General features: G+C 66.1%; 11 protein-coding genes and 1 pseudogene. 6 read left to right on the forward strand and 6 right to left on the reverse strand.

The window, feature by feature from the left end:
- Positions 1–304 precede the first annotated feature (304 nt).
- A complete protein-coding gene (locus tag LC092_RS20655; RefSeq protein WP_224809588.1) occupies positions 305–1,492 on the forward strand; it encodes an HD-GYP domain-containing protein in 1,188 nt (395 codons plus the stop codon).
- A 172-nt stretch (positions 1,493–1,664) separates the two neighbouring features.
- On the opposite strand, the gene flgH is transcribed toward LC092_RS20655, so the two are convergent.
- Genes flgH through flgF form a run of 4 tightly spaced genes read right to left on the reverse strand, consistent with a single transcriptional unit; the run spans position 1,665 to position 4,956 of the window.
- Positions 1,665–2,372, reverse strand: coding sequence for a flagellar basal body L-ring protein FlgH (gene flgH / locus LC092_RS20660; protein ID WP_412103629.1), 708 nt, complete (start codon positions 2,370–2,372; stop codon positions 1,665–1,667).
- A gap of 44 nt (positions 2,373–2,416) precedes the next feature.
- Positions 2,417–3,382 (reverse strand): flagellar basal body P-ring formation chaperone FlgA, encoded by a 966-nt coding sequence (flgA, locus tag LC092_RS20665; RefSeq protein WP_224809592.1) that lies wholly within the window; start codon positions 3,380–3,382, stop codon positions 2,417–2,419.
- A gap of 29 nt (positions 3,383–3,411) precedes the next feature.
- Positions 3,412–4,194 (reverse strand): flagellar basal-body rod protein FlgG, encoded by a 783-nt coding sequence (gene flgG / locus LC092_RS20670; RefSeq protein WP_224809593.1) that lies wholly within the window; start codon positions 4,192–4,194, stop codon positions 3,412–3,414.
- A 24-nt stretch (positions 4,195–4,218) separates the two neighbouring features.
- A complete protein-coding gene (gene flgF, locus LC092_RS20675; RefSeq protein WP_224809594.1) occupies positions 4,219–4,956 on the reverse strand; it encodes a flagellar basal-body rod protein FlgF in 738 nt (245 codons plus the stop codon).
- Positions 4,957–5,236: 280 nt separating this feature from the next.
- On the opposite strand from flgF, the gene LC092_RS20680 reads away from it, so the two are divergent.
- The 5 genes from LC092_RS20680 to LC092_RS20700 all read left to right on the forward strand — a co-directional run bounded on the left by LC092_RS20680 (position 5,237) and on the right by LC092_RS20700 (position 12,407).
- Positions 5,237–5,743, forward strand: a complete 507-nt coding sequence (locus LC092_RS20680) for a flagellar basal body-associated FliL family protein (protein WP_224809595.1) — start codon at positions 5,237–5,239, stop codon at positions 5,741–5,743.
- Between the two features lie 12 nt (positions 5,744–5,755).
- On the forward strand, positions 5,756–6,982 hold the full coding sequence (gene fliM / locus LC092_RS20685) for a flagellar motor switch protein FliM (RefSeq protein WP_224809596.1): 1,227 nt from the start codon (positions 5,756–5,758) through the stop codon (positions 6,980–6,982).
- A complete protein-coding gene (locus tag LC092_RS20690) occupies positions 6,979–7,467 on the forward strand; it encodes a DUF6468 domain-containing protein (RefSeq protein ID WP_224809597.1) in 489 nt (162 codons plus the stop codon). The genes fliM and LC092_RS20690 overlap by 4 nt, the downstream gene beginning before the upstream one ends.
- Entirely contained in the window at positions 7,464–8,222 is a 759-nt protein-coding gene (locus tag LC092_RS20695; RefSeq protein WP_224809598.1) for a MotE family protein, read from the forward strand. The genes LC092_RS20690 and LC092_RS20695 overlap by 4 nt, the downstream gene beginning before the upstream one ends.
- Positions 8,223–8,351: 129 nt before the next feature.
- The gene (locus tag LC092_RS20700) at positions 8,352–12,407 is read left to right on the forward strand and encodes a hypothetical protein (RefSeq protein ID WP_224809599.1); all 4,056 of its coding nucleotides are present in this window, start codon (positions 8,352–8,354) and stop codon (positions 12,405–12,407) included.
- A gap of 101 nt (positions 12,408–12,508) precedes the next feature.
- Here LC092_RS20700 and fliP read toward each other — a convergent pair whose 3' ends face one another.
- Positions 12,509–13,315, reverse strand: coding sequence for a flagellar type III secretion system pore protein FliP (gene fliP, locus LC092_RS20705; protein WP_224809600.1), 807 nt, complete (start codon positions 13,313–13,315; stop codon positions 12,509–12,511).
- Positions 13,312–14,253: pseudogene (locus LC092_RS20710) on the reverse strand (hypothetical protein); the annotation flags it as partial. The gene fliP and the pseudogene LC092_RS20710, both read right to left, overlap by 4 nt.

Raw genomic sequence — 14,253 nt, forward strand, 5'->3', positions numbered from 1 at the left:
GAACAAGCTGCTCAAGCGTCACCATCTCGAGCGCTGTCTGATCCGGGCCGGGCTTCTTCAACATAAAAACAATGAATCAAAAACCCCCGGCCAAAGCCAGGGGTTTGTCAGCAGTCTGAAGGCCCGGATCTCCGGGCCTTTTTTCATTTTGGACAAGGTTGACGTAGTGTTGCTCCGCGATGATCCGGTGTCGTTGAGGAATGCATTAAGAGTTCGAAAAGGCAGGTCTGCTGTAATCGCTTTCGATGTCCGGCAAAGCATTGTTTGTTCTGCGTTGCCGTTGAGGGAGATTTGGGCGGTTGCAATGATCGATGTCCTTTTCGTGCTGGATGACAAGACGGAAGTGCCGGCGATCGTGAACAAGGCGGCTGCCATGTTCAGTGTCGCAAGGATCCCGGCGTCGGACATCAAGCCCGATCATGTGGCGCGTGCGCGCGTGGTCGTCGTGCACGCCGCACTGCGCTCTGTCGGGCACGTCGAGCGGATCGAGCAGGCAAGCGACGAGACCCGCCGGCGGGAAGACTGCATCTATGTCGCCAAGGGGATCGACCGCGCAGGCATTGTTCAGGCGGAATCCATCGGCATCGGACGTGTCTTTGCGGCGCATCAGCCGCTGGACGACGTGTTCACCGCGATCCAGGCCATCCTGAACCGCGAGCTGTCGAACAAGTTGACGGGTCATCCCGCGTCGGTGGTGCAGGCGGTGGAGACCACCGACACGCTGGTTCGGCAGGTGGCCGCGGCCATGCGCGCGGACGCGCCGCTGCCGCTGCGCCTGCTGAGCGCCAGCTCGCAAAGCATCGGCGTCGCGGTCGGCTCGGGCGGTCTGATGCAATGGATCAATGCGGTCGAGCTCCATCACAGCCAGACGAGCCGGCACATCATGATGGTCGCCGGATATGCGGACGCCTTTGCCAGAACCCTGGGCCTGTCGGGCAGCGATACCGCGCTCTTCACCGAGGCAAGCCTGCTGCACGATGTCGGCAAGCTTTTCATTCCGATCAGCATTCTGGAAAAGGCCGGCCCGCTCTCCGACGCCGAGCGCAAGGCGATCATGACCCATCCGCTGCGTGGCGCGAAGGCGCTGAAGCGCGACAACGCGGCCCATCCGCTGGTCATTGCGGCGGCCCGCAGCCATCACGAGTATCTCGACGGCAGCGGCTATCCCGACAAGCTGGCCGGCGACCAGATCAGCCCGCTGGTGCGCATGCTGACCATCGTCGACATCTATTCCGCGCTGACGGAGGAGCGGGCCTACAAGGCGGCGATGACGCCGCGCCTGGCGATCACGCAAATGGCCGGCATGAAGGGCAAGCTCGATGCGCGCCTGTTCGCCGCCTTCCGCGACATGGTGCTCAATCCGGTGTTCGGATCGCAACGCTCCGCCAGAAGTGCGGAGAACGGACCGGTGCAGGATTGTCTTGCCAATGGCATCCATCCGCTTGACTGCGGGGTGTTTTCGCACACCGCCGGGCAACGCGCCGCCGGCTGATCCGCCCTCGGAAATCGAAGAACGGGCAATCGAAAAATGCAACGGGCACGGCCTGCCGGGGAGCAGATGAGCCGTGCCCGTTCGCCGTCCGTGCCTGGGGAGCAGTGGTCCGGCTGGGGAGGCGGACCGCGCTTGGCTGGGGAGCCCGCGCGCGGTCCGTGCAGTCGTGCCGTCAGAACGGCAGCACGATGTCGAGAACCTGGTTGCCGTAGCGGGGTTGCTGGACGTCGGTGATCTGGCCGCGTCCGCCGTATCCGATGCGGGCTTCGGCGATCTTCTCGCTTTCGATGGTGTTGTTGGCGGCGATGTCCTCGGGGCGGACCACGCCGGCGACGATCAGTTCGCGCACCTCGAAATTGACCCGGACCTCCTGGCGGCCCTCGATCACCATGTTGCCGTTCGGCAGGATCTGGGTGACCACGGCCGCGACCTTGGTCTGCAGCTTTTCCTCGCGATCGACCTTGCCGCTGCCCTGGAAGCTGGTTTCGCCCTCGGCGGAGACCAGGTTGTTGGAGGACGTGCCGGCCGGCAGGAACAGGGTGTTGATCGCCGTTCCCACCGCGCCGCCGGTGCCGCTCGCGTTCGAGCCGGACCGGCTGCGGGCGGTCTGGTTGTCGAATTCCGCCTTGTCGGAGATCGTCACGAGAACCGTGAGGATATCGCCGACCCGGGCCGCGCGCTGGTCCTTGAAGAAAGCGCGCGCGCCGCTACGCCACAGCGAGTTGGAATTGTAGTGAACCGCCTGGGGGGTCGGCATCGGCATCTGCACCGGGCGATAGCCGGGTGTGGTCGTTGGGTCCTGGATCGCGGTCAGCGCCGGGGCCTTGCCTACGTTGGACAGGCGGTCTGCGGCGCCGCAGGCCGTGACGGCGAGGGCCATCGACAGCAGGAGCGCATTGCGGGCGAAACGGGGTGCGGAGGCCATCAGTTCGTCTCCTGAAGCTGTGCGATACGGCTGTGAACGAGCCCGACTTCGACCTGGTCATGGGCGCGAACGGTGCCGGAAACGGTCCTGCGGGACTGAAGGTTGAGAACGTCGACGATATCGCCGTCGGCGCCATTGGCGAGCGCCTGCCCGATGGTGGTGAGCGTGAGACCGTTTGCCTTGAACACCAGCGTCACCTTGGCGCCGCGCTTGACCAGAAGCGGCGGCTCGAAGTCCGCTTCCCGCAAGGGGCGATCCGCCTGGATGCCGCGACGCGCGGCCAGCCCGACGATTTCTTCGGGGCGTTCGACGTGGCGGGCGGTGAGCCGCGAGCGGGGCACGTTCTTGACGATGAGATCGCCGGCGCGCACCACGGCACCGCGATCGAGCGGACGGGCGAGGGCATAGACCTGCGCCATTTCCATTGCGCGGCCGCTGAGGCTCGCCGTCCGGCTGTGCTGGCCGGCGTGAATGCGGACGGCGGCGGTTAGCCGGCCCGAGCTGCGGTTCCAGGTGACCGAGGTGACGGTGAGGGGATCCCGCGCGCCGGCGTCGGCCAGCAGCGTTCCGGAAAAGCCGCGCAGCGAGATATCGAGCAGCTCGTGCTCCGCGTCCGGGTAGCTCGTCGCAAGCGCCTCGCGCACGGCATCTTCCAGTTGCGGCAGGCCGATCGTCACAGCCAGCCGCTCCACGACGACATGCCGCAGGCCGTCAGTTGCCGCCTCGAGGTATCCGGCTGCCCGCGCCCGGTCGGCGACCATCGCCGCGGGAACCGGTCCGCTGGTGCCGAGGTCCGGCGCGCGAAACAGCGGGGTTGCCGCGAAGCGTCCGGCATCGGGATAGAAGTCGCCGACCGTGACGACATCGGTGGTGACGGCAACATGGGAGCGCAGGGCGCCGGCGGCGATGGCCTGGCCGGCGGCGAGAAACAGAACGGTCGCTGCGATCAGGGTTTGGCGGATCATCACGGGGGTCCTCATCGTCCGGGCGCGCGTCAGCGCAGGTTCGAGGTGGTTGCCGACATTTCGTCGGCGGCCTTGATGATGCGCGAGTTCATCTCGTAGGCGCGCTGGGCGGCGATCAGGTCGGAAATCTCGCCGACCGCCTCGACGTTGGCCATCTCCAGATGGTTCTGCATGAGATCGCCGAAGCCGGCGTCGGCCGGATTGCCGATGACCGCCGCACCGCTCGATTCCGTCTCGAGGAACAGGTTGTCGCCGATGGCTTCAAGGCCCGACTTGTTGACGAAACGGGCAAGCTGAAGCTGACCGAGCTGCTGGATCGCGTTGTTGGCATCCAGCACCTGGACCTGGCCGTCGGCGCTGATGGTGACGTCGCGCGCATCCTGCGGGATGACGATGCCGGGCGCCACGGCATAGCCGTCGATGGTGACGAGCTGACCGTTGGCGTCGCGCTCGAAGGAGCCGTCGCGGGTATAGGCTTCGCCGCCGTCGGGAAGCTGGATCTGGAAAAAGCCTTCGCCGCGCACGGCAACGTCCAGTTCCTTGCCGGTCTGGCTGAGGTTGCCTTGGCTCATGATGCGTGCGGTCGAGGCAGTCTTGACGCCCGAGCCGATCTGGACGCCGGTCGGAACGATCGTGCCGTTGGCGGAGGAGTTGGTGCCCATGCGACGCAGGTTCTGGTACAGCAGGTCCTGGAAGTCGGCGCGCTGGCGCTTGTAGCCGGTCGTGCGCATGTTGGCGACGTTGTTCGAGATGACCTCGACATTGAGCTCCTGGGCCCGCATGCCGGTCGCGGCGATATGAAGTGCCTTCATCGCTTGTGTCCTTTTTGCGTTGCCTTAGGCCTGGGCCGAGCCGAGGCGCTCGATGGCCTTCTTGCGAAGTTCTTCGTTGTCGGAAATCATCTTCGAGACCGCGGTGTAGTTGCGCGTGATCTCGATCATCCGGCTCACCTCGGTGACGCCGGAGACGTTGGACTTTTCGATCGCGCCCTGGAGAACCCGGACATTTTGCGCCGGAACCGGGTTTTCCCCGGTGTAGAGATTGGCGCCGATGCGCTCCAGTCCCTGCTGGTTCTCGAAGCTGACGACACGCAGCCGCCCCTTCACGCCGAGCGAGGAAGAGATGGTGCCGTCCTTGGCGATGCTGATGTCGGTGTCTTCCGCCGTGAAGGTCAGCGGGCCGCCTTCGCCCTGCACGGCAAGTCCGTCGGACGTGACGAGCTGGCCGGAGGCGTCGAGGTGCATCGCGCCGGCGCGGGTGTAGCGCTCGCCGCCGGGCGTATCGACGACGAGGTAGCCGTCGCCTTCCAGCGCGACGTCGAAGGCATTGCCCGTCAGCGAGATCGATCCCGGCTCGAAATTCGAGGCCATGCCGTAGTCGACGACATAGGAAAATTCCTGGTCGCCCTGCTCAAACTGACGCGCCTGGGCCACCGGCATCAGATACTCCTCGAACAGGAGACGCTGCGTCTTGTAGCCATTGGTGTTCATGTTGGCCAGATTGTTGGCCACCACGTTCAACTGGTTTCGAAGGGCCGCCTGACGCGACAGCCCGATCAGAAGGGCGTTCTCCATTGGATCCGTTCCTATGCTCCCCAGCGAGCGCCCGTCTCCCCAGACCTGGCGCTCGTTAACCCTAAAGCAGGGAGCGTGCCAAACCGGCGGTCGTTGAAAACAAAGGAAAAATTCGGCTGCCGCCCGGGGCGCACCCGGCAGAAGCGGCCCGGCTTTCCTGCCGGGCGGCAAAAACTGCCGCATTCTGCAAGCCGTTAACGATCCGGTAACCTCTCGTTAACCATTGTGGCTTTAGAAATCATATACGCGCGGGAGGGAAGCGCAGCGAAAGAGATCCATTATGACAGCGGATGCGGACGCAGCCGACACACAGGCCGAGGGCTCCGAGCCCGCTGGCGGCGGCAAGAAAAAGCTGATCATCCTTGGCGCGGGCGGCCTTGTGCTGCTCGTCGTGGGCGGTGGCGCGGCAGCCTATTTCCTGGGGCTATTCGACAGCGCACCGCCGTCGGTCGAGCCGGGCGAGGATCCCGTGGTCGAGCAGCGACCGGTGGTTTTCTACGATCTTCCCGAGATGACCGTTAACCTTTCGACCGACGGGCGGGCGACCTACCTGAAGGTCCGCATCGCGCTCGAGGTTGCGGACAAGGCGACAATCAATCAGATCGAGCCGTATCTGCCGCGCATCCTGGATGCGTTTCAGGTCTATCTGCGCGAATTGCGGCCCGCCGATCTTGAGGGCTCTTCCGGATTGTTCCGACTCAAGGAAGAGTTACTCCGGCGGATCAATACGGCCGTGTATCCGGCACGCGTGGATGGCGTGCTGTTCAAGGAAATTCTGGTTCAATAGGGTCGACAGCCGATGGCCGACGAAGACGATCTTGGCGATATCGACGAAGCCTGGGGCGAGGCGCTGGCCGAGCAGGGCGATGGCGATGGCGAGGACGACGACGATCTCGCCGCCGCATGGGGTGCCGCGCTAGAGGAGCAGGGTGTTGCCGGTGGCGACGACATGGCGGCCCAATGGGCGGCGATGATCGACGACAGCGAGCCCGAACTCGAGAACGCCACGCGCGGCGCCGACCGTATTTTGAACCAGGAAGAGATCGACAACCTTCTCGGGTTCAACATCGAGGACACGATCGCCGCCGACCAGAGCGGGATCCGTGCGCTGATCAATTCGGCGATGGTGTCCTACGAGCGTCTGCCGATGCTCGAGATCGTGTTCGACCGGCTGGTGCGGCTGACCACCACCAGCTTGCGCAATTTCACCTCCGACAACGTCGAGGTGTCGCTCGACAGCATCTCCTCGGTGCGTTTCGGCGATTATCTGAACTCGATCCCGCTGCCGGCCATCCTCGGCGTCTTCAAGGCCGAGGAATGGGATGGCTTCGGCCTGTGCACGGTCGAATCGAGCCTGATCTATTCGATCATCGACGTGTTGCTCGGCGGCGGGCGCGGCATGTCGGCCGTGCGCGTGGAGGGACGTCCCTACACGACGATCGAGACCAATCTCGTGCGCCGCATGATCGAGCTCATCATGCACGACATGGAGCAGGCGTTCTCGCCGCTCTCGCCAGTGCATTTCAATCTGGAGCGGCTGGAGACCAATCCCCGCTTCGCCGCGATTTCGCGCCCAGCCAATGCGGCCATCCTCGTCGAGCTGCGCATCGACATGGAAGACCGCGGCGGCAAGATCGAAATCATGATGCCCTACGCGACGCTCGAGCCGATCCGCGATCTGCTCCTGCAGATGTTCATGGGCGAGAAGTTCGGCCGCGACCCGATCTGGGAAGGCCATCTGGCAACCGAGATCTACGCCGCCGAGATCGATGTCGACGCGGTGCTTTACGAGACCCATCTGCCGCTCGGGCGCGTGCTCGACCTGAAGGTGGGCGAGACCCTTCTGTTCGATGTGTCTCCCAACGACCCCGTGTCCATCAAGTGCGGCGGCATCCCGCTGACCACCGGCACGATGGGCAAGGACGAGGATTCGATCGCCGTTCGCGTCGATCGCGTCCTGCAGAAGCCGAAAATGACCCTGGCCGCCTTCGAGCGCGCCATGCAAAAGGAAATGGACCCGACATGAGCACGCTGCCCGTTGGACTGATCATCGAAAGCCTGGTCGCCGTGCTGCTGGTGGTGACCATCGGTTACTGCGTGATCCTGAATTCGCGGCTCAAGCGGTTGCGCGCCGACGAGGAGAGCCTGCGCGCGACGATTTCCGAGCTGATCACCGCCTCGGAGATCGCCGAGCGGGCGATCCTGGGGCTGAAGGCGACGGCTGGCGAGGCCGACCGGACGCTCGGCGAACGGCTGGTGGCGGCGGAGCGCCTGTCGAGCACGCTGTCCGACCAGATCACGACCGGCAACACGGTTCTGGACCGTATCACGCAGATCGCGGAGGCCGCGAAGCCGGCCGCCGCGGCTGTGCCGCCGATGCCGGCCCAGCCGGACCCCGTGCATGTTGCGCGACCGGGATCGGTTCGCGCCAGCGACATCCGGTCGGCTGCAATGGAAGCCACCGCCCGTCTTGAGCATTTCCGCAAGCGCGCCGCGGAGCAGGCTGCGTGACAACCCTTCGCCTCATCCCCGTCTTGTTGTTGGCGGCGAGCGCGCTTCTTGCGCTCAAGCTGTCTGGCCTGATGCTGGAGGGCGGCACTGTCGCCCCGTCCGGCGTTGGTGTCGGCGTGGGAGCGGCGATGGCGCAGACGCAGGAACCGGCAGCGTCCGATCCGGCCGCCGGCAACGGTGCACCGGCCGATGCGGCGCCGCAAGCGGATCCGTCCCTTGCGCCGCCTCCCGTCGATGGTCCGATGCCAACGACGCCTGATGCGGCCGACAACGGCCTTCCGGCCGGACTGGAACTTGGCGGCTCGATCGCGGAGCGCAAGGTGCTTGAATCCCTGAGCGGGCGGCGGCGCGAACTCGACAAGCGCGAAAAGCAGTTCGAGCTGCGTCAGCAACTTCTCCAGGCGACCGAGGAGCGCTTGCAGAAGAAGGTCGACGAGATGAAGGCGCTGGAGGCCAGTATCTCGTCTCTGCGCCAAGAACAGGAAGACAAGAAGAACGACAGTCTGCGCAATCTGATCCAGATGTATGAATCGATGAAGGCCAAGGATGCCGCCCGGATCTTCGATCGCCTCGATATCGACATCCTGCTCAAGGTCGCCAAGCAGATGAAGCCGCGCAAGATGGCCGACATCATGGGCCGCATGTCGCCGGAAGCCAGCGAACGGCTGACCGTGGCGCTCGTGACCGGCCGCAAGGATGAGGAAACGGCGACGGCGCCGGTTTCCGCCGAACTCCCGAAGATCATGGGCAACTGACGCGTGAGGAACCGGGCTGCCATGTCGGGCCATATGTCGTCCGTCCGTCGCGGCCATTCAGCGGGTGAAAGAGGGCGTTAAGCTGCTGGCGCTAGACTGTCGGCCGGTGAATGCGTGAAGAGGATCCCGGTGGAACATACAAGCCGGCCTGAAACGGACCTGAAGGGCGTCGTCGCTGCGAAAGCGTCGGCGGTTTTTGCCGTTTTGCGCCTGCTTGCTGTTGCCTGTCTGGTCGCCTGGCCGGTCACCGCGCGGGCGGAGACCCTCGACGCCACCCTGGAGGCGACCCAGGAGGCGGGATACGGACGTCTGGTCCTGACCTTCGCCGACCTCACCCTGCTGCCGCAATATGACGCTCTTGCCTCCAACGGCGTGCTCCGGATCCGGTTTCAGGACGCGGTGCGCGTCGATGTCGATACCATCCCCATCGACATGCCCAATTATGTCTCCATCGCCCGCCGCGACCCCGACGGATCGGCGATCCGTTTCGCGCTGATGGGCGATTTCAAGGTCAACACCATGGAGGCGGGCGAGAAGCTGTTCATCGACCTGCTGCCGCCGACATGGCAGGGCATGCCGCCCGGACTTCCCGACGATGTGGTGCGCGAACTGGCCCGGCGCGCGGAAGAGGCGATCCGTCGCGCCCGCGCCCTGGAGCAGGCGCGCCTGAAAGGCCAGGTTGAGCCCAGGGTCGACCTTCGGATCGGCCGGCACCCCACCTTCACGCGACTTGCGTTCGACTGGAACGTGAATTTCGACACCGCCTTCGTGCGCGAAGGCGACATGGTGAAGGTGAGCTTCAATCATGAGGCGCCGCTCGATCTTGCGCAGTTGCGCTCGCATCTGCCACCTGGCGTGGTGGATGCCACCGGGTTCACCGACGAAGGCAAGCTCAAGTTCCTGCTTCGAGTGGAGCCGGATGTCGACATTCGCGCGTTTCGCGAGGAAGACGCCTATGTCGTCGATGTCACGCCGCGCGACATGCCGACCGATCCCGTGAATGCGGCCATTGACGCTGCACTTCAGGTGCAAGACGACATGCCCGATGGCGTGCGCGAGGTCGTCACCGCACCGGGAGCGATACAGGCGGTGCCCAATCCGGCCCCGGCGGTGGCGGCGTCCGCCGTGGAGGCCCCTTCGGCCGCGCCCCCTGCGCCGGTGCCTCCGGCAGCGGCGGCCGCCCGGGGCGATGCGGCGCCGGCCAGCCTTGCCGAAGAGACGGTCCCCGTCGCCGAAGCGCCGGTGGAGAACACACCGCCTGCCGCGGCTGCGGTGGCACCCGTCGCACCCATGCCGGTCGCAAAGCCGACCGCAGAGACGGACGGGCCCGACGTACCGGCATCCGAGCAACAGGTTGCCGATGCGCCGCCGCCGGCTGAGGCCGCGCCCGCTCCGCAGGCATCGGACCCGCAACAGCCGGAGCCTGCCGCAACCGAGGTCCCGGACCCGGCGCCGGCCGCCGCCGTGCCACCGCAAGAGGAAGCCGAACCGGCAGCGGCGCCCGCTGTGGCAGCTGCGCCCGCTGTGGCAGCTGCGCCGACGCCCGTTCCTGACGACGGCATGCGGGAGGAGCGGACCGCGGTTTCCGATGCTGCCGGCGCCGTGCCGGATGCCATCGATCTGCGGCAGTTCGAGGAGACCAAGGCTGCCGCTGTGACCCCCGAACCGCTTTCGCCGGAGGCGACACCTGTCGGCTACGACGACGAGGCCCGGCGGTTCGTCGCGGCCGAGGCGCGCCGCATCGGCGATATCGTGCGCGTGGTGTTTCCCTTCTCCGAACCCGTGCCGTCGTCGGTGTTTCGCCGCCACGGCAGCTTGTGGATGGTGTTCGACACCGCCGATCCGATCGATGTGCGCGGCATGCGCTCGGTGCTTGCCGGCGACGTCGAAGCGGTCGAGGTGCAGTCCGAGGACGGATGGCAGGCGATCCGGGTCGACATGGAGCGCCAGAAACTGGCCACGGTCGGTGTCGACGGTAGTTCCTGGATCTTGACCATCGGCAACACGATCCTTGAACCGTCGCGGCCGCTTTCGCTTGAACGCACCGTGCGCGGCGACGGTGGAACCGCGATCAGCATTCCGTTTCGCGCGCCCGGCCAGATCCACGCGCTCCGCGATCCCTTCGTCGGCGATGTCATCACCACGGTGACAGGGCTTGGGCCGGCGCGGGGCATCCTGAAGCCGCAGGTCTTTGCCGAATTCGAAACACTGATGTCGGCGCATGGTGTTGCGGTGATCGCCAAGGCCGACGATCTGACGGTGGACGTGAACGGGGATTCGGTGATCCTGGAGCGACCGCGCGGTCTTGCCATTTCGCATGGCAATCTTGCGAAGGGGTCGCGGGTTCTGAAGCCGGTCGCGGATCCGTCAGCGCCCGGGCATATCGATCTCGGCAACCTGACGACCAGCGATACGGAGGATTTCCTGCGCAAGATCAAGGAGCAGGAATTCACCATCGCCAACACGCCTCTGGAGCAACGCCGGGTCCCGCGCATGGCGTTGTCGCGGTTCTATCTGGCTCATGGTTTTGCGCATGAGGCCCTTGGCCTGATGCGGCTTGCCGCCGAGGACGCGCCGGCCCTGGCGCGCGACCCGAGCTTCAATCTCCTGATGGGGGCGGCGCAGGCGCTTGCGTCCCGTCCGCGCGAGGCCGACGACTATCTCGAGCGTCTGGGGCTTGCGAACAATCCCGATGCAGCCGTGTGGCGCACGATCACCTCTGCCGCCCAGGGCAACTGGACGGATGCCCGCATGGCGATGAGCCGCGGCCGGGCCGTTGTCGGCAACTATCCCACGCTCGTCCAGGCGGAATTCAATCTCGCCGCCGCGCGCACCATGGTCGAGGTCAATGACTACGGGCAGGCGGCTGCGGTGCTGTCGGAGATCGATCCGAGCCTTGCGACCGGCAAGCAGGCCGCCCGCTACGATATCATTCGCGGCCAGATCGCCGATGCGTCGGGCCGCTCCCGCGAGGCCTTGACCGCCTTCGATCTCGTTGAGCGCTCCGACGAACGCCCGCTGGCCGCGGAGGCGACCTATCGCGGCTTGCGGATTCGGCACCGGGACGGCGATATCACCACGACCGAGACGGTCGAGAAGCTCTCCGGCCTCGCCGCATCCTGGCGGGGGGATGAGACCGAGCTGAAGACCCTGCGCTTCCTCGCGCAGCTGCATGTCCAGAACGGCGAATATCGCAAGGCGTTCGAGGCGATGCAGTCGGCGGTGCAGGCGGATTCCGATGCCGACACCACTCGGCTGCTGCAGGACGAAATGGAGGCGGTCTTCGCCAGCCTCTTCCTGGATGGCGACGTCGACAGCATGTCGCCGATCAAGGCACTGGCGCTGTTCTACGATTTTCGCGAAATGACCCCGGTCGGGCGGCGCGGCGATGAAATGGTCCGGCGTCTGGCGAACCGGCTTGTCGCGATGGATCTGCTCGACCAGGCCTCGGAACTTCTGCGGCACCAGATCGACAATCGGCTGAAGGGGGCGGCGCGCTCGCAGATCGCCGCCGACCTCGGGGTGGTCTATCTGATGGACCGCAAGCCCGAAGAGGCGCTTCGCGTGCTGAACAAGACGCGCCAGGCAAAGCTGCCGCGCGAGCTGGAGCGCCAGCGCAACATGGTCGAGGCGCGTGCCCTGACCGAAAGCGGTCGTCCGGATCTGGCGCTGGAGATCGTGCGCAACATGCGGGGCGAGGATGTCGAGCGGCTCAGGGCGGACACGCTGTGGGCGGCGCAGAGCTGGCGCGAGGCGGGCGAGCAGCTGGAAGGCATCGTCGGAGGCCGCTGGTCCGACGCAATCCCGCTGGCCGATCAGGAGCGCGCCGATATCCTGAAGGCCGCCATCGGCTATTCGCTTGCCGATGACAGCTTCAGCCTCAGCCGGCTGGAGGCCAAGTTTGCGGCGAAGATGAGCGACAGCCCCGAGGCGGAGGCCTTTCGCGTCGTGACCCGTCCGGCGGAAGAGCGCGGCGTGGAGTTCATGTCCGTGCTCGACAGTCTGGAATCGGTGGACAGCCTCGACATTTTCCTCACGGAATATCAGCGCAAGTATCTGCAGCCCAACACATCGACGATGCCGGCCGTGGCTCCGGTGCCGGCGGTCGAGCCGGTCGACGACCGCACCGCGCAAAGCGGCAGCGAGCAAGGCCCGCCGCTTGCCCAAAGCGGGCGCGCCGGCTGAAGCGAACGCCTCCGGCCATCATCTGCTTGAATTTCAACGATCCCGGAATGTCGTGACTGCGACAGATGCAACGCCGTGCATCGCGCGGGGACATAGCCCCGTCAGCCGCTTGCGAAACTTTGCACCAGACTTCCGGCGATCAGGTTCCAGCCGTCGACAAGCACGAAGAAGATCAGCTTGAACGGCAGCGAGATCACCACCGGCGGCAGCATCATCATGCCCATCGACATCAGCACCGACGCGATCACCAGATCGATGATCAGGAACGGCAGGTAGAGCAGAAATCCGATCTCGAAGGCGCGGCGCAACTCGCTGATCATGAAGGCGGGGACGAGGATCCGCATGCTCAGATCGGCCGGCTCTTCCGGCGCCGGCTGACCCGAGAGCTCGATGAAGAGCGAGAGGTCCTTCTCCCGCACGTTGGCGCGCATGAACTGGTGGAACGGCGTCGAGGCCCGCTCGAAGGCCTCGTTCAGCTCGATCGATCCCTCCACCAGCGGCTGGACGCCCTCGTTGTAGGCGGCCTCGAAGGTGGGGGCCATGATGAAGGCGGTCAGAAACAGCGCCAGCGAGGTCATCACCGCGTTGGGCGGCGCGGTCTGAAGGCCGATGGCGGAGCGCAGCAGCGACAGCACCACCACGATCCGGGTGAAGCTCGTCACCATGACGAGGATCGAGGGCGCCAGGCTCAGGATCGTGAGAAGCGCGACAAGCTGGACCGCGCGTTCCGTCAGTCCCGTGCCTTCGCCGAAGCCGATCGAAATGTCCTGGGCGAGCGCATTGCCGCCGAGGACCAGATACAGCACCAGCGCCAGTCCAAGACCCCGGATCAGGCCCGCTGACCCGGGGCGCGCGAAGACGCATCCGACGCGCAAGGCAGGAGGACCGCGCCGGCTCTTTGGCGTCATTTCGATTTCGATCCGCCGATCTCGCTCAACAGACGCGCCATTTCCTCCTCGATCGCATCCATGGTCACGGCGTTTGCCGGATCCTTCTTGCCGTCGGCGGACGGAGTGTCTTCGGACGAGGGGGCAGCGCTGCCGGCCTGTTTGTCCGTCTCGGCGCCCTGGCCCGCAGGGTCGGATTTGGCCGGTGCCTCGGCGACGTTTTCCTGCGTGGCCGTCGCCTCAGCGGCGGCCTGCGGTTTCCGGCTCTGGTTGAACTCCGCCATCAGCGCGTCTTCCAGATCGCCGGCCGACGCCTTGGACGGCGCATCTTGCGCGACCGCTGCGGTCGGTGCCGACGGCTGGGTCGTGCCCGCGTCCGTGCCTTTGTCCTTATCCGTGGCGGACGGCTTTTCCGCCGTCGGTTCCGGGCGCTCCGAAGGCGTGTCGGCCTGGGGGGCGTCGCCGGATTTCGCCGCTGCGGCGGGTTCGGCCGCCGGCTTGTCTTTCCAGGAGCCTGCGGGGGCGGACGGCCAACTGCCGCTTGAGGCGGACTGTGCCGGCCCGGACGACGTCGGCGCGCGGACCGGGGCGTCGGCCGCGGCGGTGCTCTCGTCCTTCGCAGGCTTTGCCGGTTCCGGTGCCTTGATTTCCGGCGCCGTTGCGGCCGGCTCCTTTGCCGGTGTGTCCGGGGACGGTTGCCGGGCGGCGACCGGCTCGACCGGCGGCTTTACATAAGACGGCCGCGGCGGGGCGCCATTGGTTGACGGGGCAGGCGGTGCCACCTCGGGGGCTTTCGGCTCGTCACCGGGCTGCGGATAGGCGGTGCGGGCCGTCGAGGCCGGTCCGGAGGAGGGCGGCGTGATCGTGCGCCGGGGCGCGGGCGGCGTGTCGGCGCGCGGCGCGGCGTCCTGGGGCTGGTCGCTGCCGCGCAGGGCGGAACCGCTGCTGCGGGCCAGCCC

This window comes from Stappia stellulata (assembly GCF_020176715.1).
In the GTDB taxonomy this organism is placed as follows: Bacteria; Pseudomonadota; Alphaproteobacteria; order Rhizobiales; family Stappiaceae; genus Stappia.